The 20,034-nt window shown below is 70.7% G+C and carries 24 protein-coding genes; 21 read left to right on the top strand and 3 right to left on the bottom strand.

What is annotated here, in order from left to right; translation table 11 throughout:
• Positions 1-38: 38 nt before the first annotated feature.
• The 19 genes from ACWCXC_RS17085 to ACWCXC_RS16995 all read left to right on the top strand — a co-directional run bounded on the left by ACWCXC_RS17085 (position 39) and on the right by ACWCXC_RS16995 (position 13,326).
• The gene (locus ACWCXC_RS17085; protein ID WP_450889537.1) at positions 39-731 is read left to right on the top strand and encodes a hypothetical protein; all 693 of its coding nucleotides are present in this window, start codon (positions 39-41) and stop codon (positions 729-731) included.
• A 56-nt stretch (positions 732-787) separates the two neighbouring features.
• On the top strand, positions 788-1,999 hold the full coding sequence (locus ACWCXC_RS17080) for a phage major capsid protein (protein ID WP_450889535.1): 1,212 nt from the start codon (positions 788-790) through the stop codon (positions 1,997-1,999).
• A gap of 43 nt (positions 2,000-2,042) precedes the next feature.
• Entirely contained in the window at positions 2,043-2,444 is a 402-nt protein-coding gene (locus ACWCXC_RS17075; protein ID WP_450889533.1) for a hypothetical protein, read from the top strand.
• 14 nt (positions 2,445-2,458) lie between these two features.
• On the top strand, positions 2,459-2,779 hold the full coding sequence (locus ACWCXC_RS17070; RefSeq protein ID WP_450889531.1) for a hypothetical protein: 321 nt from the start codon (positions 2,459-2,461) through the stop codon (positions 2,777-2,779).
• On the top strand, positions 2,779-3,366 hold the full coding sequence (locus ACWCXC_RS17065; RefSeq protein WP_450889529.1) for a hypothetical protein: 588 nt from the start codon (positions 2,779-2,781) through the stop codon (positions 3,364-3,366). The genes ACWCXC_RS17070 and ACWCXC_RS17065 overlap by 1 nt, the downstream gene beginning before the upstream one ends.
• The gene (locus tag ACWCXC_RS17060) at positions 3,363-3,689 is read left to right on the top strand and encodes a phage head closure protein (protein WP_450889527.1); all 327 of its coding nucleotides are present in this window, start codon (positions 3,363-3,365) and stop codon (positions 3,687-3,689) included. Before ACWCXC_RS17065 ends, ACWCXC_RS17060 begins: the two co-directional genes overlap by 4 nt.
• A 2-nt stretch (positions 3,690-3,691) precedes the next feature.
• The gene (locus ACWCXC_RS17055; RefSeq protein ID WP_450889525.1) at positions 3,692-3,853 is read left to right on the top strand and encodes a hypothetical protein; all 162 of its coding nucleotides are present in this window, start codon (positions 3,692-3,694) and stop codon (positions 3,851-3,853) included.
• A 4-nt stretch (positions 3,854-3,857) separates the two neighbouring features.
• Complete coding sequence (locus ACWCXC_RS17050; protein WP_450889523.1) at positions 3,858-4,232, top strand: HK97-gp10 family putative phage morphogenesis protein; 375 nt, start codon at positions 3,858-3,860, stop codon at positions 4,230-4,232.
• Positions 4,229-4,651, top strand: a complete 423-nt coding sequence (locus ACWCXC_RS17045) for a DUF3168 domain-containing protein (protein ID WP_450889521.1) — start codon at positions 4,229-4,231, stop codon at positions 4,649-4,651. Before ACWCXC_RS17050 ends, ACWCXC_RS17045 begins: the two co-directional genes overlap by 4 nt.
• Before the next feature lie 62 nt (positions 4,652-4,713).
• Positions 4,714-5,052, top strand: a complete 339-nt coding sequence (locus ACWCXC_RS17040) for a hypothetical protein (RefSeq protein WP_450889519.1) — start codon at positions 4,714-4,716, stop codon at positions 5,050-5,052.
• Between the two features lies 1 nt (position 5,053).
• A complete protein-coding gene (locus ACWCXC_RS17035) occupies positions 5,054-5,485 on the top strand; it encodes a phage tail tube protein (RefSeq protein WP_450889517.1) in 432 nt (143 codons plus the stop codon).
• Between the two features lie 17 nt (positions 5,486-5,502).
• Positions 5,503-5,916 carry a hypothetical protein gene (locus ACWCXC_RS17030; RefSeq protein WP_450889515.1) on the top strand — a complete coding sequence of 138 codons (414 nt, stop codon included), beginning with the start codon at positions 5,503-5,505 and terminating at the stop codon, positions 5,914-5,916.
• A gap of 20 nt (positions 5,917-5,936) precedes the next feature.
• Positions 5,937-6,248 carry a phage tail assembly protein T gene (locus ACWCXC_RS17025; protein WP_450889513.1) on the top strand — a complete coding sequence of 104 codons (312 nt, stop codon included), beginning with the start codon at positions 5,937-5,939 and terminating at the stop codon, positions 6,246-6,248.
• Positions 6,245-8,206, top strand: coding sequence for a phage tail tape measure protein (locus tag ACWCXC_RS17020; protein WP_450889511.1), 1,962 nt, complete (start codon positions 6,245-6,247; stop codon positions 8,204-8,206). Before ACWCXC_RS17025 ends, ACWCXC_RS17020 begins: the two co-directional genes overlap by 4 nt.
• Before the next feature lie 5 nt (positions 8,207-8,211).
• The gene (locus tag ACWCXC_RS17015) at positions 8,212-11,460 is read left to right on the top strand and encodes a hypothetical protein (protein ID WP_450889509.1); all 3,249 of its coding nucleotides are present in this window, start codon (positions 8,212-8,214) and stop codon (positions 11,458-11,460) included.
• A gap of 9 nt (positions 11,461-11,469) precedes the next feature.
• Positions 11,470-11,928: a hypothetical protein gene (locus ACWCXC_RS17010; RefSeq protein WP_450889507.1), complete on the top strand. Its 459-nt coding sequence runs from the start codon at positions 11,470-11,472 to the stop codon at positions 11,926-11,928.
• A 71-nt stretch (positions 11,929-11,999) separates the two neighbouring features.
• Positions 12,000-12,770, top strand: coding sequence for a peptidoglycan recognition protein family protein (locus tag ACWCXC_RS17005; protein WP_450889505.1), 771 nt, complete (start codon positions 12,000-12,002; stop codon positions 12,768-12,770).
• A 2-nt stretch (positions 12,771-12,772) separates the two neighbouring features.
• The gene (locus ACWCXC_RS17000) at positions 12,773-13,000 is read left to right on the top strand and encodes a holin (protein WP_450889503.1); all 228 of its coding nucleotides are present in this window, start codon (positions 12,773-12,775) and stop codon (positions 12,998-13,000) included.
• Positions 12,997-13,326: a hypothetical protein gene (locus ACWCXC_RS16995; protein WP_450889501.1), complete on the top strand. Its 330-nt coding sequence runs from the start codon at positions 12,997-12,999 to the stop codon at positions 13,324-13,326. Before ACWCXC_RS17000 ends, ACWCXC_RS16995 begins: the two co-directional genes overlap by 4 nt.
• A 55-nt stretch (positions 13,327-13,381) precedes the next feature.
• Here ACWCXC_RS16995 and ACWCXC_RS16990 read toward each other — a convergent pair whose 3' ends face one another.
• The 3 genes from ACWCXC_RS16990 to ACWCXC_RS16980 all read right to left on the bottom strand — a co-directional run bounded on the left by ACWCXC_RS16990 (position 13,382) and on the right by ACWCXC_RS16980 (position 16,184).
• Positions 13,382-13,867: a hypothetical protein gene (locus ACWCXC_RS16990; protein WP_450889499.1), complete on the bottom strand. Its 486-nt coding sequence runs from the start codon at positions 13,865-13,867 to the stop codon at positions 13,382-13,384.
• Positions 13,868-13,880: 13 nt separating this feature from the next.
• Positions 13,881-15,329 carry a helix-turn-helix domain-containing protein gene (locus ACWCXC_RS16985; protein ID WP_450889497.1) on the bottom strand — a complete coding sequence of 483 codons (1,449 nt, stop codon included), beginning with the start codon at positions 15,327-15,329 and terminating at the stop codon, positions 13,881-13,883.
• A 621-nt stretch (positions 15,330-15,950) separates the two neighbouring features.
• Entirely contained in the window at positions 15,951-16,184 is a 234-nt protein-coding gene (locus tag ACWCXC_RS16980) for a helix-turn-helix domain-containing protein (protein WP_450889495.1), read from the bottom strand.
• A gap of 259 nt (positions 16,185-16,443) precedes the next feature.
• Here ACWCXC_RS16980 and acs point away from each other — a divergent pair, with 259 nt between their 5' ends.
• Positions 16,444-18,408 carry an acetate--CoA ligase gene (gene acs, locus ACWCXC_RS16975; RefSeq protein WP_450889493.1) on the top strand — a complete coding sequence of 655 codons (1,965 nt, stop codon included), beginning with the start codon at positions 16,444-16,446 and terminating at the stop codon, positions 18,406-18,408.
• A 216-nt stretch (positions 18,409-18,624) separates the two neighbouring features.
• On the top strand, positions 18,625-20,031 hold the full coding sequence (gene nhaA, locus ACWCXC_RS16970; RefSeq protein WP_450889491.1) for a Na+/H+ antiporter NhaA: 1,407 nt from the start codon (positions 18,625-18,627) through the stop codon (positions 20,029-20,031).
• The last annotated feature ends 3 nt before the right edge of the window (positions 20,032-20,034 follow it).

The following is a 20,034-nucleotide window of genomic DNA, read 5'->3' as shown; positions in this document are numbered from 1 at the left end:
CCGCGAAACCGAATGATCACCGAGCCCAGGAGGGACCGATGACGCGGCACTACCTGCGCGGCTACGTGCTGCGCGCCGACAACGACGAGGCGGCCGACGGCGCCGACCCGGGCCCGCTGCGGATCGTCGCAGCGACGGCCGGCCGCAAGGGCGACGGCCTCAACCTCACGATGGACGGCGCCGACCTCGGCCGGTTCCAGTCCAACCCCGTGGTCGGCTACGGCCATAACTACTGGGGTCGCGACAGTCTGCCGATCGGCCGGTCCGAGGAAACGTGGATCGACGGCGACCGGCTGCTCATGGACGTGCGGTTCGACCAGGAGGACGAGTTCGCCCGCACCGTTGAGCGGAAGTACCGCGGCGGCTACCTCAACGCGTTCAGCATCGGGTTCGACGTCTGGAACATCGACGACGCCGGAGTCCCCGAGGGCTGGGAGCTGTTCGAGGTCTCGGCCGTCCCGCTGCCCATGGACCCCAACGCCGTCGTGGAGTCCGGCCGCGAACTCGCCCTGGTCCGCGCGCTCGACGGCCTGCGCCCCGGCGAACTGATCCGGGCCGGGGCCGTCCTGTCGAAGAAGAACAAGAGCCTTGTCACCAACGCCCGCGACGCCCTGCAGGAACTCCTCGACGGCGCCGGCGGAACCGACGACGCCGAGGACGACGAGCGCCAGGCGCCCGCCGCTGTCTCCCACGTCGACCACGCCCGGCTCCGGCGCCTCGCCGGAATCTGACCCCCCGCGCCGCGCAGCCGCGCGGGGCACCAGCCACACCCCGAAGGGAACTACTGATGAACATCCGCGAGCTGCGCGCCAAGCGCACCAAGCTGGGCGCCGACGCCGCCGCCATCATGGACGACGCCACCAAGGCCGGCCGCGCCATGACCGCCGAGGAGACCGGCTCCTTCGACCGCCTCATGGACGAGCGCGACCAGCTCGACGAGACGATCGCACGGGCCGAGCGGCTGCGCGACGACGAGCGCCAGGCCGCCGACCTCGACGCCGACCAGGACCCGCAGGGCGGCGACCGGGACAACGCCGCCATGGGCGCGCTGCGCACCTACCTCCTCGGCGGGCGCCAGGCCCTGACCGAGACGCAGGCCCGCGCCCTGCAGGCGGGCAACGACCCCGAGGGCGGCTACCTCACCGCGCCCATCCAGTGGGTCAACGCCCTCATCCAGGCCGTGGACGACGCGGTCCCGCTGCGCGGCCTGGCCACCGTCCAGCAGCTCACCGCGTCCGACAGCCTGGGCGTGCCCTCCCTGGACATCGACCTCAACGACGCCGAGTGGACCACCGAACTCGCCACGGGCAGCCAGGACGACAGCATGCGGTTCGGCAAGCGGGAACTCTCCCCGAACCCCATCGCCAAGCGCGTCAAGGTCTCCCGCAAGCTGCTGCGCCTGACCTCGGGCAGCGCCGAGGACATCGTCCGCCAGCGCCTGGCGTACAAGTTCGGCGTCACGCAGGAGAAGGCGTACATGACGGGGGACGGCAACAAGAAGCCCCTCGGCCTGTTCACCGCCAGCTCGGACGGCATCCCGACGTCCCGCGACGTCGCGACCGGGTCGGCGACCGGCTTCACCGGGGACGGTCTCATCGACGCCAAGTACACCCTGAAGGCCGCGTACTGGGCGAAGGCGCGGTGGCTGTTCCACCGCGACGCGATCCGCGACGTGCGCAAGCTGCGCGACGACACCGGCGGCGCCGGCCAGGGCAACTACATCTGGCAGCCGGGCCTCGCCGCGGACCGCCCGGACACCATCCTCGACGTGCCGTACGTCGTCTCCGAGTTCGTCCCGAACACGTTCACCGACGGCCTGTACTCCGGGATGATCGGCGACTTCTCCCACTACTGGATCGCCGAGGCGCTGAACCTCGAGATTCAGCGCCTCGTCGAGCTGTACGCCGAGTCGAATCAGGTCGGGTTCATCGGCCGCCAGGAGGTCGACGGGATGCCGGTCCTGGCCGAGGCGTTCGTCCGCCTCAAGTGCTCCGCCTGATCTTCCGCCCCCGCTCCACCAACCGAGAGAGGAGGGCCCGGCGGTGAGCCGAGACCTCAAGAACAACATCAGCGCGGCGCAGTCCCTCGCGCCCGCGGCGCAGTCCGCGGCCGTCGACGGCGCCGCGGTCGACCTGGCCAACTTCCACCGGGCCATGGTCGTCATCGACACCGGCACCGCGACCGGCACCACGCCGTCGTTCACGTTCCAGGTGCAGGAGTCCGACACCACCACTCCGGGCGACTTCACCGCGGTCGCGGCCGCCGACCTCGACGGCGCCGCGCCGGTCGTCACCACGGCGAACGACGCCGCGGTGTACGAGATCGGCTACCGCGGCCGCAAGCGGTACATCCGCGTCACGATCGAAGCGGCGACCGGCACCACGCCCGTGCTCCCCTGCTCCGCCCTGGTCCTGCGCGGCAGCCCGCGCGTGGCCCCCAAGTAGAGGAAGGGGACGACATGAAGCGCGTGACGATGATGTCCCTGTACGCCGGGCCGGACCGGTCCGTCGGCGTCGGCGAGACCGCCGAGTTCGACGACGCCGAGGCCCGCGCCCTGGTCGACGGCGGGTACGGCGTCTACGCCGACACGGACCGGCCCGCCCGCAAGACAGCCAAGAAGGCCCCGGCCGAGAAGCCGATCGAGCGGCGCAACGTCGAGGAGCTCAAGGCGTACGCCGCCGAGCACAACATCGACCTGGGCGCCGCCACCACCAAGGCCGACATCCTCAAGACGGTGGTCTCCGCGATCGAGGCCGCCCGCGACAGCGACGGCGACTGATGGCCATCGCCACCCCGGAGGAGCTGCGCCGGTTCCTGCGCCTGCCCGCCGCGCTCACCGACGACGAGACCGCCACCGCCGAGCTCCTGCTGGAGCTGGCGCAGGGCGTGATCGAGGAGGAGGCCGGGCAGGCGCTGGAGTCCTCGACGGACACCGTCCTCCTGGACGGCCCGACCGTCGAGGACTCCCGGTACCAGGCGGCAACCGGCAGCCGCCGCCTAATCCTGCCCCGGTGGCCCGTGACCGCGGTCCTCGAGGTCACGCTGACCGACGGAGACGAGGTCCTCGTCCACGGCAAGGACGAGGATTACACCTGGTCCCGGACCGGCATTCTCAGCCGCCGCGGTGCCGAGTGGCCCGCCGGGGACCAGGTGGTCGAGGTCGAATACACCGCCGGATACGACACGTGGCCGGCCGCCCTGAAACGGATCGGTCTGCGCCTGGCGGGCGTCGGCTGGGCCAACCCGGAGGGCCTCTCCGCCGAATCCCTCGGCGATCACTCCCGGTCGTACAACACCGAGGCGCTCGGCATGGAGCTCACGATCGCCGACCGGCGGACGCTGGGCACCTACCGGGCGCAGACGTGATCGGGCGGTGGCTGACCCGGACGCTGCAGGTCTGGCGCCCGGTGACGGCCGACGACGGATACGGCGGCCAGGACGTCACCCTCATGCCGCAGGGCGACGTCGGCGCGAAGGTCGACCAGCCCACGGCCACGGACCAGACCCTCGCCCAGCAGTCCGGGGCCACCCTCACCCACAGCATCTATCTCCTGCCGACGGCGGACGTGCAGCGCGGCGACGAGCTGCGCGGCGCCGGTCAGGAGTACAGCGTGCACGCCGTGGTCCAGCCGTCCGGGCCCCGCTACACCAAGGCGCTGTGCGAGCTGCGCCAGACCGAAGGGAGATGAACGTGGACGACGTCAGGCTGCCGCCGCCGACGGACCCGCAGGAGTGCCGGCGCATTGCCGAACACCGGGACATGGAACTCAACGCCGCCGATCGCCTGGTCTACGCGGTGCTCGCCGTGGCCGGGGAGCTGTACGAAATCCGCAAGCTGCTCAAGAGGAGGTGACGCCGTGGCCCGCTCCGGGATGACGGTGGAGATCCAGGGCCTCGCGCGGCTGCGCCAGCAGCTGGAAGACGTGGACGCCGAGGTCCTCGCCGCGATCAAAAAGGCAGTGAAGGAGTCCGCCGAGGCGGTGGTGGCGGACACCAAACGGGACGTGCCCAAGGCGTCCGGCAACCTCGAACGGAAGGTCGACGCCAAGTACGAGGACGACGGGTTCACCGCGACGGTGGGATGGCACGACCCCGACGACTACTACGCCCGCTACCTCGAGGCGGGCACGCGGCGCCGACCGGCGCGGCCCTCTCTCGGGCCTGCGCTCGAGGCGGAGCGCGGCCGCTACCGGGGCCGCCTCACCGAGGAGGTCAGGAGGGCGCTGCGATGACGACGGCCCCGTCCCCCATGCTGCCGCTGCAGCGCGCCGTCCTGGACGTCCTGCGCGGCGACAGCGCCCTGACGGCCGCGGTCTCCGGCGTGTACGACTACGTCCCGGAGGCGGCCGCGTATCCGTTCGTCGTGGTCGGAGAGTCGCTCGAGACGCCGGGCAACGCGCACGACCGCTACGGCCGGGAAACGGTGATGACCCTGCACGTGTGGACGCAGCACCGCGGCCACTCCCAGGGCCTGACCATCGCGGCCCGCATCACCGCGCTGCTCGACCACCAGCCGCTCACCGTCCCCGGCCTCGCCCACGTGGTGACGCGGTACGAGTTCAGCCAGACACTCACCGACCCGGAGCCGCCCGGCGACATCCGGCACGTGGTCCTGCGCTACCGAGTCGTCACCGAGCAGCTGCCGGCCTGACCCCACACCCTCCCGTCCGGGCCCCTCGGCCCGGTCCGTCGCACGCACAGAAGGGCATCGACATGGCCGCACTCAGCGCGACCCTGGCCGCGACCGTCGGCGGGATCGCGGACATCACCGCGTCCGCGGTCGCGGCCGCCGGGGCCGGAGACACCGCCCCCGTCGGCCCGGGGACCTTCCTCCTCGTCGTCAACGGCGGGGCCGCGTCCCGCACCGTCACCATCGCCACCCCCGGCACCGTGGCCGGCCACGCCGTCGCGGACGCCACGCTCGTCGTGGCCGCCGGGAAGAGCGGCATCATCCCGCTGACCAACCTCTTCCGCGGGGCCACCGGCCGGGCCGCGATCACCTACGACGCCGTCACGTCCGTGACCGTCGCCGTCTTCACACTGGGAGCCTGACATGGCAGGTAAGGACGCGCTCGGAACGCAGTTCCTCCGCGACTCCACGGGCGCCGGCGCTTTCGTCGTGATCGCCAACTGCACCGACATCAGCGGACCGTCCCGCCAGCGGGAGGCCATCGAGGTCACCGCGCACGACAGCCCGAACAAATACAGGGAGTTCATCAAGGGACTGAAGGACGGCGGCGAGGTCGAGCTGACGCTGAACTACGACCCCGGCAACATCACCCACCAGGCGCTCGATGCCGACTTCGAGGAGGACGACCTGCGGGCCTACCAGCTGGTCATCCTGCCGGGCGATCCGGACGAGCACACCTGGGACTTCTCCGGGCTCATCACCGACCTCGGCGACGAGTACCCGACGGAGGACAAGATGGAGCGCACCTGCACCGTCAAGATCTCCGGCAAGCCCACCCTCACCGCGACCGGCTGATCAGGAGCACCACGACCATGGCATCTCTCAAGGACCTCATCCGCCAGGCCCAGGACATCCGCCGGCAGGAGGACGTCGAGATTCCCGAGTGGGCGCCCGGCCACATGTTCGTCGTCACCGGCCTGCCGTCAGGGGACTGGGAGCAGTACCAGAACCGCATGTCCAAGCTGACCCGCCGGGACGAGGCGACCAGCATGGAGATGACGATCAAGTCGAACAAAGCGGAGATCGTCGCCAAGGCCCTGCGCGACCAGGAGACCGACGAGCTCGTGTTCCCCGATCTCCGCGAAGGGATCTCGATCCTGTCGCGGAGGTCGGCCGGAATCGTCGGTGGTCTGTTCGCCCTGGTGCGGCACCTGTCCGACGACGACAAGGACTACACCCAGAAGATCGCGGCGGCCGAGAAGGATTTCGGCGACGGCCAGAGCTGAGGCTGCAATACGACCTGGCCGTGACCTTCCGAATGACCCCGGCCGAGGTCCTCGACCGGTTCGCCGAGGAGGAGATGATCCGCCTCATCGCGTACCAGAACCTCTACGGCCCGGCCGGCCCGCAGAGGTTCGATGCCCTCTTCGCCCGCCTCGGGATGGACGTCGCAGCCCCGCACATGAAGAAGGGCAAGCGGCCCAAGTTCAAGGACCACCTCATCCAGTGGAGCCGCAAGGCCCGCCCGCACAAGACCGGCCGTGAGCTCCTGGCCACGGTCAAGGGGATCCAGGCCGCGTACGACCGGCAGGACCAGAAGGGGCGGGTCAGACGATGACAGTGCTGGACGAACTCTTGGTGCGCATCGGCATGGATGCGTCCGGAGTGGACGAGGGCACCGACCAGGTCGCCGGGAAGCTCGACAAGCTGAGCGGCCCGGCGGCCGCCGCGGGCGCCGTGGCCGGTGGCGTGTTCGTCATGGGCCTCACCTCGGCCATGGACATCCAAGAGGCCCGCTCCACCCTGCAGGATCAGTACAACCTCACCTCCGCCGAGGCCGCCCGCGCGGGCGACGTCGCCGGGGACGTGTTCAGCCAGGGGTTCGGCGAGTCCCTCGAGGACGTCACCACCGCGCTCGGCGGAGTACAGAACAGCATCGGCGACCTGGGCGAGTTCACCGATGCCGAGCTCGAGGACATGAGCGCGGGCGCCCTGGCCCTGGCCAAGCGGTTCGAGGTCGACGTCACCGACGCCACCGGCGCCGTCGGCCAGCTCATCAAGACCGGCCTCGTCGACGACGCGACCGCAGGCTTCGACCTCGTCACCAAGGCCATGCAGACCGTGCCGGCCGAGCTGCGCGACGACGTCATCCCCACCGTGCAGGAGTACAGCACACAGTTCCGCCGCGTCGGCCTGGACGGCCAGACAGCTTTCGGCCTGATCGCCCAGGCCGTGAAGGCTGGCGCACGCGACATGGACCAGGTCGCCGACGCCATCGGCCAGTTCGGCGAGCGCGCCCTTGCGGGCGGCGCCCCAGTCGACGACGCGTTCAAGTCCATCGGCCTGAACAGCAAGACCATGGCCAAGCTCATCGGGGCCGGTGGCAAGTCCGCCGAGAAGGCCCTGCAGATGACGATGGACAAGCTGCGTGGCACCAGCTCCGAGCAGGTCAAACTCAACGCGGCCGCCGCGTTGTTCGGCGACCCGGGCAACGTGTTGGGTAAAGCGCTCTTCGCCCTGGACCCGGCGAGCGCCGCCGCGTCGTCCGGCATGGACCAGGCCGCCGGATCGTCCAAGGCCCTGACCGACAGCATGAAGAACGACCCTGCGCAGCAGATGGATGCCGCGATGCGGACCCTGACGCAGGGCCTGGGCGAGGCGTTCCTGCCGGTCATCCAGAAGGTCAGCGTGTTCATGACCCAGCACCAGGACCTGATGCGCTACCTCGTCCCCGTCGTGCTCGGCCTGGCCCTCGCCTTCGGGATTTTTGCCGTGGCGGTCTGGGGGGTCAACGCCGCCATGGCGGCCTCGCCCGTCACGTGGATCATCCTCGGCATCGTCGCCCTGATCGCCGTCCTCGCTCTGATCATCCTCAAGTGGGACGAGGTCTCAGCCGCCACCGGCGCCGCCTGGGCCTGGATCACCGGCAAGCTCGGCACAGCCTGGGCCTGGATCACGAAGACGTCCGCCGCGACCTGGGCGTGGGTGACGAGCAAGACCGGCGCCGCCTGGGACTGGGTCAGCGCGAAGGTCAGCGGAGCCGTCTCCGCCGTGCTGGCCGCCGTCGGCTGGCTCGGGAAAATCCCGGGCCGGGTCGCCGGGTGGCTGGGTCAGATGGTGTCCTGGGTGGCCGGTCTGCCCGGCCGTATCGCCAAGGCCGCCAAGGGCATGTGGAATTCGATCACGTCCGGGTTCAAGAGCGCGGTCAACGCCCTGATCGGCATGTGGAACGGGCTGTCGTTCACGCTCGGGGGCGGCAGCTTCCTCGGCGTCGACATCCCGTCCGTGACGCTGTCGACGCCCGACATCCCGTACCTCGCCGAGGGCGGCATCACCACCGGCCCGACCCTCGCCATGATCGGCGAGGGCCGCGAGGACGAGGCCGTCCTGCCACTGTCCAAACTCGAACAGCTCATCACCACCGGCACCGCCGCACCGTCGACCGCCAAGGTCCAGACCCTCGAGGTACGCCACGTCCTCGAGATCAGCGGCGCGGACAGCGAGTTCGTCCAGTGGTTCCGCAACATCGTCCGCGACAGAGCCGGCGGATCCGTCATCCGACTCGGAGAGGGGTAGACCCCATGCCCAGCCTGCCGCCGCCCCGCGTCACCGAGATCTACTACAACGGCGCGTGGCACGACATCAGCAGCTCCATGCGGGAGACCTCCGCCGTCAAGATCAGCCGCGGCGTGCCCAGGCTCGGGGCCCGCGCCGACCCCACCACGGCCACCGCCACGCTCGACAACCGGTCCGGGGACTACAGCCCCCGCAACCCGAACAGCGCCCTGTTCGGCAAGGTCGGCCGCAACACCCCGTGGCGGTTCTCCGTGAACGCCGGCGGCCCGTACCTGGCCCTGCCCACCGGCACCTACGCACTGTCCACCCCGGACGCTGCTGTCCTCGACATCACCGCGGACATCGACGTCCGGATGGACATCGCCCTCACCTCCTGGTCCAGCCCGCAGATGCTCGCCGCCCGCTACGCCACCGGCGGCAACCTCGCCTGGACCCTGGAGACCGACACCGCCGGACGCCTCGTCCTGCGCTGGTCCCCGACCGGGCTCGGCGCAGACAAGCGCTACGCCGTGAGCACCGTCCCCATCCCGGCGACGGCCGGGCAGCGCCTGCGCGTGCGCGCCACCCTCGACGTCGACAACGGCTCGGCCGGCTGCACGGCCCAGTTCTGGGTGGCACACGGCCGCGGCGGCATGTGGGTCCGCCTCGGCACCCCGGTCACGGCCGCAGGCACGACGTCGCTCTACAACGCGACCGCGCCCCTGCACATCGGGGACAACGTCCTCACGACCACGGCCGACGGCACGTCCGGACTGCTGCGCCTGCAGGGCAGCGTGTACGCGCTGCAGGTCTACGCCGGGATCGGCGGTGCGCTGCGCGTCGATGTCGCCCCCGAGCGGCAGGCCGCCGTCGGCGCGACCGCGTTCACCGACGGCACCGGGCTCCCCTGGACGCTGAGCGGTACCGCCTCACTGGCGAACCGGTGCGTCCGGATGGAGGGAGAGGTCCCGGCGTGGCCGCCGTCCCGAGACCTGTCGGGGGCGGACCGCACGGTGCAGATCACACCGGCCGGGATCATGCGCCGCCTCGACTCCGGCACACGGCCGCTCGACTCGGCACTACGCCGGTTCATCCTCGGCGCTGCGCCGGTGGAGTGCTGGCCGCTCACCGACGGCGAGCAGGCCACACAGGCGGCGGCCCTCCTCGGGTCGCCCGCCGCGAAGTTCACCGGGGACGTGCCCCCGAAATGGGGGAAGGGCTCGGTCGCCAGTTGGCTCGAGCCCACGCTGCTCACCGACGAGGCCGGCACCGGGCAGATCCTGGCGACCCTCGGAACCCCGACACCTTCGGGCGCCTGGTCGGTCGACGTCGTCCGCGGCGGTGTCACCACCGCAGAGTTCCCCAGCATCCGGGACAGCGGGCTCGGCTCCGACAGCTCCCCGCGCACCGTTTGGAATCTGCTGTTCCTCGTCGGCCCAGCAAAAGTCCAGTTGACCAGGGACGTCTACACCACCGACGCCAGCTCCACATCGATCCTCGCCGACCTGGCCCTGCCCGCCCTCTTCGAGAACCGGCCCCACCATGTCCGGCTCGCCACGGCGCCGGGCGTCAGTAGCACGACGTGGACCCTGTACGTGGACGGCGCCCAGGTCGCCACCGGGTCGGCGTCCGGTGTCGGGCGCCCGCTCGCCCAGATCTCCTACGCGTGGGGGCTCAGCAATCAGCTGTCCCTCGGCTACATCACGGCGTGGGGCGCCACCGCCCCGGCCGCCAGCGCGGTCTACACCGCGCTCCTCGGGTTCCCCGGCGAGACTGCGGCCGCCCGCGCGCTCCGCCTCTCGGCCGAGAACGGCATACCCGCCTCGGTTGCCGGGCCCTCGGACACGTCGACCGAGCTCGGCGTCCAGGAGCCGCAGACGTTCCTCGACACCCTGACCACGATCGCCGAGGCCGATCTTGGCCTGGCGCTGGAACGGCGCGACGCGCGGGCCCTGCTGTACCGCCCCCGCGCCACCCTCTACAGCCAGGATCCGACCCTCGTTTTGGATTTCGCTCATGGTGAGATTTCAGCCCCGTTCGACCCGTTGCCCGACGACAAGCTGACCGAGAACGACGTCACGGTCCGGCGGCGGGGCGGGGGGTCCGCCACCGCAGTCCAGACGACCGGGCCACTGTCGGTGGACGCGATCGGCCGGTACGACGTCGCCCCCGAACTGTCCCTGGCCCGGGACGCGCAGACGTTCCAACATGCGTACTGGCGCTTGTCGGTCGGCACGTTCGACGGCCTGCGCTACACCAAGATCACCGTCAACTTGGGGAACCCCCGCGCCTACGCCAAGGCGGCCGACGCCATGGCCGTGGACATCGGGGACCTGATCCGCCTGCAGAACGTCCCGGCCGACCAGCAGCCTGGCGATGTCGACCTCATCGTCACCGGCTACGAGGAGGAGGTAGGCGCCACCGCCTGGACCATCACCTACACCTGCGTCCCCGGCGAGCCCTGGACCGTCGGCACGGTGGAGGACCCGACGCGAGGCAAGGCGGACACCGCCGGGTGCCAGCTGGCCGCGGCAGCCACTGCGACGGCCACCACCCTGTCCGTCACCACGACGGCCGGCCCGCGCTGGATCACCGGCGCCCCCAACCAGATCGCGGACCCCGGGTTCGAGGCGGGGATCGGGACCTGGCGCTGCTCGCGGGGGACGTCGATCGGTGTCACGTCGTGGGAGCGGACCATCGTGCGCTCCGGGCATGGCGCCGTCCGGCTCACCCGCGTACACCCCACCGACACGGGCACGCTGAATCTCCTCGACGACAACGGGTGGGTGCCCTGCGCGGCGGGGCAGACGTGGGTCGGCACGGCCTGGGTCCTCTCCGGCGGGGCCGCCATCAACAACATGCGGGCCGCGTTCATCTGGCGCGACGCAGGCGGCGCCACCACCAACGTGTCCGGGCCCGGGGTCGACACCCGCGCGGGAGACGGATGGGTCCGCGTCACCGTCACCGGCACCGCGCCGGCCGGGATGACCGGGGTGCGGCTGCTCATCGAGGGCCGCTCCGCGTGGACCGTCGGGGAGTGGTGGATCGCTGATGATGTCCGCCTCGCCCGCACGGACAACCTCGTCGGCACGGACAACGGGGACGAGTTCCCCTTCGACGCCAGCGTGGGCGGCGAGGTGGTCCGCGTGCACGGCTGCTCGGGCACCGGCAACTCTCAGACTCTGTACGTCGACCGGTCCCGCAACAGCATCGTCAAGGCCCAGGCCGCTGGCGAGAAACTCTCCCTCACCTACCCCATGCGCGCAGCCCTGTAGGAGGACCACATGCCCATCTACGCAGGGCAGAGCGTCACCGCCCGCATGCTCAACAGGCTCCGCCCGGAGCCGATCTCAGCGGCGGGCACCGGGGACCTCACGGTCACCGGGACGACGACCCTCATCCCGGGGTGCGAGATCACCGTGCCCATCGAGACGGCCGGCGCCCGCATCATCGCCGAGGGCTCGGTCAACTTCCTCGTCGGTGGCACTACCCTGACGGCCGGGTCGTTCTGCTCCGCGCAGCTCACGCTCGACGGCGCGACCAACCCCACCTTCGCCCGGTGGGGCGACAACACCGCAGGCGCCATGGGCACGCCGAGCAGGCAGTGGGACTTGACGAACCTGTCGGCCGGGAACCACACCATCCGACTCGCGGCCGCCAGGACGTCGGCCGGCACCGGCACCGTCACCGCCGTGGGCGCGCACTGCCAGCTCATCATCTGGGTCTACGAGCCCGTCGTCTGACCCACGCTCACCCCCGCCCCGCGCCGTCCGGCCCGGGGCTCTCTCATGCCCTGGCGGCGGAAGGACCCACATTGAAGCTCATCACCCGGGCGCAGCTCGGCTGGCCCGCATCGGCCGCTCCATCTCAGCCCACGACCAACGGCGTCAAGATCCACTACGAGGGGACGGCCGTCAGTACCCGACTGGCCGTCGACCACACCTTGTGTGTCGAACAGTGGAAGAACATCCGGGCCAGCCACCTCGCCAACGAGGCCGAGAACTACTCCGACGTCGCGTACAACTACGCGGCCTGCCCGCACGGCTACCTGCTGGAAGGGCGCGGGCTCGGGAAGCGGACCGGGGCCAACGGCAACCAGGCGCTGAACCGGGCGCACTACGCGATCGTCGGGCTCGTCGGCTCGTCAGGGCTGACCGAGCCGACCGACGCGATGCTGTCCGCAATCCGCGACGGCATCGACCTGCTCCGGAAGAACGGGGCGGGCAACGAGATCAAGGGCCACCGCGACGGGTACGCCACGGCGTGCCCTGGCGGCCCGCTGTACGCGTGGGTCCAGAAGGGTGCCCCCCGTCCGGCCACGTCCACATCAGAGGAGGACAACCCCATGGCGGGATACAGCAAGAACGAGATCGGCGATGCCGTTCTCTACCGCGACCACATCGAGGCGCCGGCCGACGACCCGAACGTGAAGACCAACAAGTTCTGGTCGCTCGCGTCGTACGTGCGCTCCATCTACAACGCGGCCAACACCGTACGCCGGGAGCAGCGCGAGACCGCCGCCAAGGTCGACAAGCTCACCGCGGCGATGGCCGAACTCACCGCGCTCGTGAAGAAGGGGGCCTGACCATGGCTGCACCGATCGAGACCAAGGTCAAAGCGAGCACGGCGGTGACGTTCGTCGTCGGCCTGGCCGTCGCCGTCCTCAACGCGGTGGAGGCGGACAGCACGCTGCTCGGCCCGCTGCCGAGCTGGCTGCAGGCCCCGCTCCTCGCGCTCGTCCCGGCCGGCCTCGCGTTCCTCGCCGGGTACCAGGCGCGGCACACCCCGCGCGGCATGTACGGGAGCCGCGAGTGAGCACTACCGGGGTCGTCGCTGTGGACGCGCTCGTCATCTGGTCCGTTGCGGCGGCCGCCGTTGCGGCCGCGCTCGGGCTGCTGTGGCGCATGACCCGCGGCGTCCGCCGCATCGTGCTCCGCGTGGACGAGTTCGTGGACGACTGGCACGGCGTCCCGGGCCGGGCCGGCGTACCGGCCCGGCCCGGGGTGATGGCCCGCCTCGACGGGATCGAGGAGCGCCTGGGCCGCGTCGAGCACGAGCTGCACCCCAACTCCGGGGCCAGCCTGCGCGATGCGGTCGACCGCGTCGAGGGCGCCCTGACCGCCACACCCCCACACCCCTGAGCACCGCCCCCGCCCCGGCTTCAGCCGGGCGGGGGCGATTTCGTCATGTCCGGGGTCAGCCCCTGCGGGACGCCCCTTCCGGCCACACCACCTCGACCGGCAGTCCTGCCGCACGGGCCTCCACCACGGTGTCGGCTGTACCGCCGCCCTTCCCCGACGGAGGGGCGCCGTCCCAGACGGCTACGAGCACATCAGCGCGCTTCAAGAGTTCGGCGTTGGCCGCCTCATAGGCCGCCCGGTTGGCCGTCTCGCACGGCAACGTGTGCACCTCGGCAGCGGCGTCCACCAGACGGTCGAAGACGGGCCCGTGTTCCGGCTGCACCTTGCGGGAGCGGTAGTCCTGGGACGGGATGATGACGACCAGACGCCCACCGGCGGCGGTGACCTCCTCCGCGAAGAGGGTGTCCGCCCCGGCCGCGATGCACGAGACCCCGGTCAGCTCCTCGCCGTACTGGGACAGCAGAGCGCGCAGGGCGGTACGCACGAGCGGCACGCTCTCGTCCGTCAGGTCCATGTGCCCGGTCACAGCCAGGGTCGTCATCCGGTGCTCCTCATCAGCTCGCCAGCAGGTCGCGGATACTATCCCGCGCTTCACGCACAGACCGCGAGGCGCTGTGGCCGACGGTGTAGGGGTAGAGCTGCCCCAACTGGCCGCGAACACGCGCGGACTGGGTGCCGCGTGCGGCCTCCACAGCACGGCGTGCCTCCACGGCGCCTCCGCTGATGTCCCCTGCAAGGAAGTGGCACTCGGCTAGGCCAATGCGGTCGAGAGCGTGCGACCGGCCGGCCTCGGTACCCCGCAGCGCGAGGGCCGTTCGGATTTCTGCGGCCGCTGGCTCGGCGTGCTTCCGTGGGTCGCTGCGCGCCAGGTCGAGGAGGCGCCCGCCGGTCACCCCGGCGAGCTCGGCTTCATCGAAGTACGCGATCCAGTGCGGCTCTTCGTGCCCGTCTGCTTCGGCCAGGGCCTCGGCTGCGCGCGCCGTGGCGCGCTGGAATCCCACGTGCCGCCCCTGAGCGGCGTAGGCCCACGCCTCCCGAGTGTGGAGCATGGCACGGACCCGGGGACCGGCAATGTTGCGGGCGCCTTCCTGCGCCAGGCTGATCAGTTGCAGCGCATCGTCGGGACGGTTCCCGTAGAGCATCTGCCGCGCCATCCCGGCCAGCACGTTCGCGCCGAACACCACGTCGCCCCCTGCATGAGCTGCGCGGAGCGCGAGCCGGTAGTAGTCCTGCGCCCGCCGGTGCAGCCCCGAGTCCCACGCCATCGTGGCCGCAGTCCCAGCGAGCTGCGCCATGATCCGGTACAGGCTCACCTCGATGGCGGGCGCCTGGTGCTCGTCGAGCGCGGCAGCGACTTCGGACAGCTGCCCGACGACGGCCTTCCGGCGGAGGCCGCCGCCGTACCGGTGGTCCCACTGGCGGAAGGCCCGCGCCGTCGTTTCCAGCTCCTCGACGTCCCGGGCGCCGAGGCGGCCCGGACGGGGTGCCGGGCTGGCCGCGCTGGTGGGGACGAGCCACCCTTCGAGGGAGTCGAGCAGGGCCGCGCCGGTGGTGGCGGCGCTGGCCAGTGCGCGCGCGAGTGCGCGGCGGTCCATCACGAGATCGCTCCTGGTGAGATGTGCAGCCAGGTCGACGGTGGCGTCTGGCCTCCAGGGGATTTCGTCTGCGTCGGGCCGGTCGCGGTGCGTCGCCGGCCGTTGGGTTTGGTCGGTGTGCTGCTCCCAGGGGCGGGGCGCCAGGCCGAGCAGGTGGCCCGGAATGCCGAGACCGTCAGCGATTCGGCAGATGACGTCGAAGCTGGTGATGCGCTGGCTGCCGCTGATGATCGTGGAGACCTTGCCGGGGGTCAGCTGGCATGCCGAGGCGATGCGGTTCTGGGAGAGCCCGCCCCACTTCTTGATGAGGGTGAAGACGGCGGCGAAGTCGTGCTCCGCGAGGGCTCGACGGACGTCGTCTCTGTCGAGCACAGCGGGGGCAAGTAGGCCGGGGGTGGTGGCATCCATGGTCCGACTTCCGACGCGATCCTATGCACACGTGGGCGCCTTGCTGGAGGGACAACGAGTGTATTACCGGGTCGGTAACCCCCGCTGGTCATCCCGCAGTTCACTGTGCGCCCTGAGAGTGGGGAGCGACACCAACCAACGTGGGGCGATCACATGTCGATGACGATCAAGGTGTACGAGGTGAACCAAGCGGGCACGGTGCGTGTCGTGCGGCCGGAAACGGAGGTCGTGCCTCTGGAGGAGGCGGAGCAGCACTCCGCGTACCCGGCGTGCGAGTGCCCCCGCCACCGCCCGGCCGGCACCGACACGGCGTACCGGGCGTGGTTGATTCACACCACGGTGTGCGGGGCCTGCCGCGCTGGCGCCTCGTGCGCCACGGCTGCACATCTCGGCAGGGCCTGGCGGCTGGCCCGATGATCTGCGACCGGTGCGGCAAGCCGATCCCGCCCGGCGACGGCGAGGAGATCATCGTGCACGGTCCGTCGACCGGCGGCACCACGATCTACGTGCATCGCGAGCTGTGCCACCAGCCGCGAACAGGGCCCCGGTCCCCGGCCCCACGCCTCTGAACACCCCGCCCGCAGCCGCCCCACCGACACCCCATCTGGCTGTGGGCGGGGCCTACTCCCGAACGAGGTCGGGGACGGTCGCCCCGAGGGCTCGCGCGAGGCGCCAGAGTGTGTCCAGCAGCGGGCTGGAGTGGCCGTTCTCGATGAGTGAGATCGTCTGCTTCTCGAGGCCCGCCCGCTCGGCAAGCTCTTGCTGCGTCACGTTCGCCAGCTGGCGCGCGTGGCGGATCTGGTCGCCGACGCGTCGCCGGTAGGCGAGCTGCTCGGCGGACGGGTCGGTGCGCACTTATCCAAGCTGGCGAGCCATGATCGTTTTGTCGTTACAGAGAACCGTATATTGAGTGATCATGGAAGATCATGTTTCACTGCAGACCTCGGTGGCGGGTCGCGAGCCGGGCCACCGAGTCGCGAGGGCCCCTGAACGTTTCGTTCAGGGGCCCCGTGCGTTTTAGTGGGCGGTGCACTCTGGCGGGGGTTGACCTGCCTACGCACCCGCCAGAGAATCGACGGAGCGTAATGGTCTACACCACTAGGGACGGTGCCTGATGACAGCCCACGAACCTCCTTCCCTCTCCAATCTGCTCAAAGAGGAGCGGCGGTTCGCACCGCCTGCCGATCTGGCCGCGAACGCCAACGTCACCGCGGAGGCGTACGAGCAGGCCAAGGCGGACCGGCTGGGCTTCTGGGCCGAGCAGGCCCGCCGCCTGACCTGGACCACCGAGCCGACCGAGACGCTCGACTGGAGCAACCCCCCGTTCGCGAAGTGGTTCGCGGACGGCGAGCTGAACGTCGCGTACAACTGCGTGGACCGCCACGTCGAGGCCGGGAACGGCGACCGCGTCGCCATCCACTTCGAGGGCGAGCCCGGCGACAGCCGGGCCATCACCTACGCGGAGCTGAAGGACGAGGTCTCCCGCGCCGCGAACGCCCTCACCGAGCTGGGTGTCGGCAAGGGCGACCGGGTCGCGGTCTACCTGCCGATGATCCCCGAAGCCGCCGTGGCCATGCTGGCCTGCGCCCGCATCGGCGCCGCGCACTCGGTCGTCTTCGGCGGCTTCTCCGCCGACGCCATCGCGGCCCGTATCCAGGACGCCGACGCCAAGGTCGTCATCACCGCCGACGGCGGCTACCGCCGCGGCAAGCCGTCCGCGCTCAAGCCGGCGGTCGACGAGGCCGTCTCCCGCATCGAGGGCGTCGAGCACGTTCTCGTCGTGCGGCGCACGGGCCAGGACACGGCGTGGACCGAGGGCCGCGACATCTGGTGGCACGAGATCACCGGCCGCCAGTCCGCCGAGCACACCCCCGAGGCGTTCGAGGCCGAGCAGCCGCTCTTCATCCTGTACACCTCGGGCACCACCGGGAAGCCGAAGGGCATCCTGCACACCTCCGGCGGCTACCTCACGCAGGCGGCTTACACGCACCACGCGGTCTTCGACCTCAAGCCGGAGACCGACGTCTACTGGTGCACCGCGGACATCGGCTGGGTGACCGGCCACTCGTACATCGTCTACGGCCCGCTGGCCAACGGCGCGACCCAGGTCATGTACGAGGGCACGCCCGACTCGCCGCACCAGGGGCGTTTCTGGGAGATCGTCCAGAAGTACGGGGTCACGATCCTGTACACGGCGCCGACGGCGATCCGTACGTTCATGAAGTGGGGCGACGACATCCCCGCCAAGTTCGACCTGTCGTCGCTGCGCGTGCTCGGGTCGGTCGGCGAGCCGATCAACCCCGAGGCCTGGATGTGGTACCGGAAGCACATCGGCGCCGACAGGTGCCCGATCGTGGACACCTGGTGGCAGACCGAGACGGGCGCGATGATGATCTCGCCGCTGCCCGGCGTCACGGAGACCAAGCCGGGAAGCGCCCAGCGCGCCCTGCCGGGCATCTCCGCCACCGTCGTCGACGACGAGGCCAACGAGGTTCCGAACGGCGGGGGCGGCTACCTCGTCCTCACCGAGCCGTGGCCGTCGATGCTGCGCACCATCTGGGGCGACGACCAGCGCTTCCTCGACACGTACTGGTCGCGTTTCGAGGGCAAGTACTTCGCGGGCGACGGCGCGAAGAAGGACGAGGACGGCGACGTCTGGCTGCTCGGCCGGGTCGACGACGTCATGCTCGTCTCCGGTCACAACATCTCGACCACCGAGGTCGAGTCGGCGCTCGTCTCGCACCCGTCGGTCGCCGAGGCCGCCGTGGTCGGCGCCGCCGACGAGACGACCGGTCAGGCCATCGTCGCGTTCGTGATCCTGCGGGGTTCCGCGTCCGCCTCCGACGAGCTGATCGCGGAGCTGCGCAACCACGTCGGCGCGACGCTCGGCCCGATCGCCAAGCCGAAGCGCATCATGCCGGTGGCGGAGCTGCCGAAGACCCGCTCCGGCAAGATCATGCGCCGTCTGCTCCGCGACGTCGCGGAGAACCGGGCCCTGGGTGACGTCACCACCCTGACGGACTCCTCCGTCATGGACCTGATCCAGAGCCAGCTGCCCTCGGCCCCCTCGGAGGACTGAGACCGCGCACAGCCTGCGGAAGGGCATCCGGCGACGCGCCGGATGCCCTTCCGGCGTCTAGGGTGAAACTCACCGGTCACAGCCCCGCGCACCCCGGGTACAGTGGCAGCTGATCAATAAAACGATAAGAAATCTCCACAGGGTGTGCCGGGAAGTCTGGTCGGCAAGTGCATCAGCCGTGCCGTCGCTGCCATCCCGACCCGGAGGTTCCACCCCGTGGCCACGCCCACCCCCACACCCCCCTCCCCCCGTCGCACCGTTCTCGGTCTTCTTCCGCTTCCCGAGCGGAACTATCTCGCCGAGGCCCTGCGCACGGAGACGGTCGGCGGGATGATCCTGCTGGTCGCCGCCGTGACCGCACTGATCTGGGCGAACACCTTCGGATCGAGCTACTCGTCCGTCAGCCACTTCCACTTCGGCCCCGCCCCGCTCGGCCTCGATCTCTCCGTGGCGCATTGGGCGGCCGACGGGCTGCTCTCGGTCTTCTTCTTCGTCGCGGGCGTCGAGCTCAAGCGCGAACTGGTCGCGGGGGAACTGCGCGACCCCCGGGCCGCCGCGCTCCCGGTCGTGGCCGCGCTGTGCGGGATGGCCGTGCCCGCCCTCGTCTACGCGCTGGTGAACGCGGTGGGCGGCGGGTCCATGGACGGCTGGGCCGTCCCCACGGCCACCGACATCGCCTTCGCGCTGGCCGTGCTCGCCGTCATCGGCACCTCGCTGCCGTCCGCGCTGCGTGCCTTCCTGCTGACGCTCGCCGTGGTGGACGACCTCTTCGCGATCCTGATCATCGCGGTGTTCTTCACGGAGGACATCAACTTCCTGGCGCTGATCGGGGCCGTCGCCGGTCTGGCGGTCTTCTGGCTCCTGCTGCGGCTGGGCGTGCGCGGCTGGTACGTGTACGTCCCGCTCGCCGTGGTGATCTGGGGGCTGATGTACAACAGCGGCGTCCACGCCACGATCGCGGGCGTCGCCATGGGGCTGATGCTGCGCTGCACCCGCCGCGAGGGCGAGCGGGAGTCGCCCGGTGAGCGCATCGAGCACCTGGTCCGCCCGCTCTCGGCGGGGCTCGCCGTGCCGCTGTTCGCTTTGTTCTCGGCCGGGGTCTCCCTCTCCGGCGGCGCGCTGGGCGGAGTGTTCCACCGGCCGGAGACGCTCGGTGTGGTGCTCGGTCTGGTCGTCGGCAAGGCGGTGGGCATCTTCGGCGGCACATGGCTGACCACCCGGTTCACCAGGGCGGAGCTGAACAAGGAGCTGGCCTGGGCGGACGTCTTCGCCGTCGCCTCGCTCGCCGGGATCGGCTTCACCGTCTCCCTGCTGATCGGCGAGCTGGCCTTCGCCGGCGACGACGACATGATCAACGAGATCAAGGCCTCGGTGCTGATCGGCTCGCTCATCGCCGCCGTAGTCTCCGGTGTACTGCTCAAACTTCGGGTACGCAGATACCGGGAGCTGTACGACGCCGAGGAGCTCGACGAGGACGCGTCCGGGGTACCCGACGTCTACGAGCAGGACGATCCGGAGTACCACCTGCGGATGGCCGCGCTCTACGAGAAGAAGGCTGCCGAGCACCGCCGCCTTGCCGAAGTGGCGGGGGCAGCGAGCAACAAGCCGGACAGTCCGGCATGATCT

This window comes from Streptomyces sp. NPDC001515 (genome assembly GCF_053597115.1).
This window is presented reverse-complemented; position numbering and strand designations above follow the sequence as displayed.

Coding starts and splice junctions, on each gene's coding strand:
- ACWCXC_RS17085 (WP_450889537.1), top strand. CDS start 39: ATGACGCGGCACTACCTGCGCGGCTACGTGCTGCGCGCCGACAACGAC.
- ACWCXC_RS17080 (WP_450889535.1), top strand. CDS start 788: ATGAACATCCGCGAGCTGCGCGCCAAGCGCACCAAGCTGGGCGCCGAC.
- ACWCXC_RS17070 (WP_450889531.1), top strand. CDS start 2,459: ATGAAGCGCGTGACGATGATGTCCCTGTACGCCGGGCCGGACCGGTCC.
- ACWCXC_RS17065 (WP_450889529.1), top strand. CDS start 2,779: ATGGCCATCGCCACCCCGGAGGAGCTGCGCCGGTTCCTGCGCCTGCCC.
- ACWCXC_RS17045 (WP_450889521.1), top strand. CDS start 4,229: ATGACGACGGCCCCGTCCCCCATGCTGCCGCTGCAGCGCGCCGTCCTG.
- ACWCXC_RS17040 (WP_450889519.1), top strand. CDS start 4,714: ATGGCCGCACTCAGCGCGACCCTGGCCGCGACCGTCGGCGGGATCGCG.
- ACWCXC_RS17035 (WP_450889517.1), top strand. CDS start 5,054: ATGGCAGGTAAGGACGCGCTCGGAACGCAGTTCCTCCGCGACTCCACG.
- ACWCXC_RS17030 (WP_450889515.1), top strand. CDS start 5,503: ATGGCATCTCTCAAGGACCTCATCCGCCAGGCCCAGGACATCCGCCGG.
- ACWCXC_RS17020 (WP_450889511.1), top strand. CDS start 6,245: ATGACAGTGCTGGACGAACTCTTGGTGCGCATCGGCATGGATGCGTCC.
- ACWCXC_RS17015 (WP_450889509.1), top strand. CDS start 8,212: ATGCCCAGCCTGCCGCCGCCCCGCGTCACCGAGATCTACTACAACGGC.
- ACWCXC_RS17010 (WP_450889507.1), top strand. CDS start 11,470: ATGCCCATCTACGCAGGGCAGAGCGTCACCGCCCGCATGCTCAACAGG.
- ACWCXC_RS17000 (WP_450889503.1), top strand. CDS start 12,773: ATGGCTGCACCGATCGAGACCAAGGTCAAAGCGAGCACGGCGGTGACG.
- ACWCXC_RS16990 (WP_450889499.1), bottom strand. CDS start 13,867: ATGACGACCCTGGCTGTGACCGGGCACATGGACCTGACGGACGAGAGC.
- ACWCXC_RS16985 (WP_450889497.1), bottom strand. CDS start 15,329: ATGGATGCCACCACCCCCGGCCTACTTGCCCCCGCTGTGCTCGACAGA.
- acs (WP_450889493.1), top strand. CDS start 16,444: ATGACAGCCCACGAACCTCCTTCCCTCTCCAATCTGCTCAAAGAGGAG.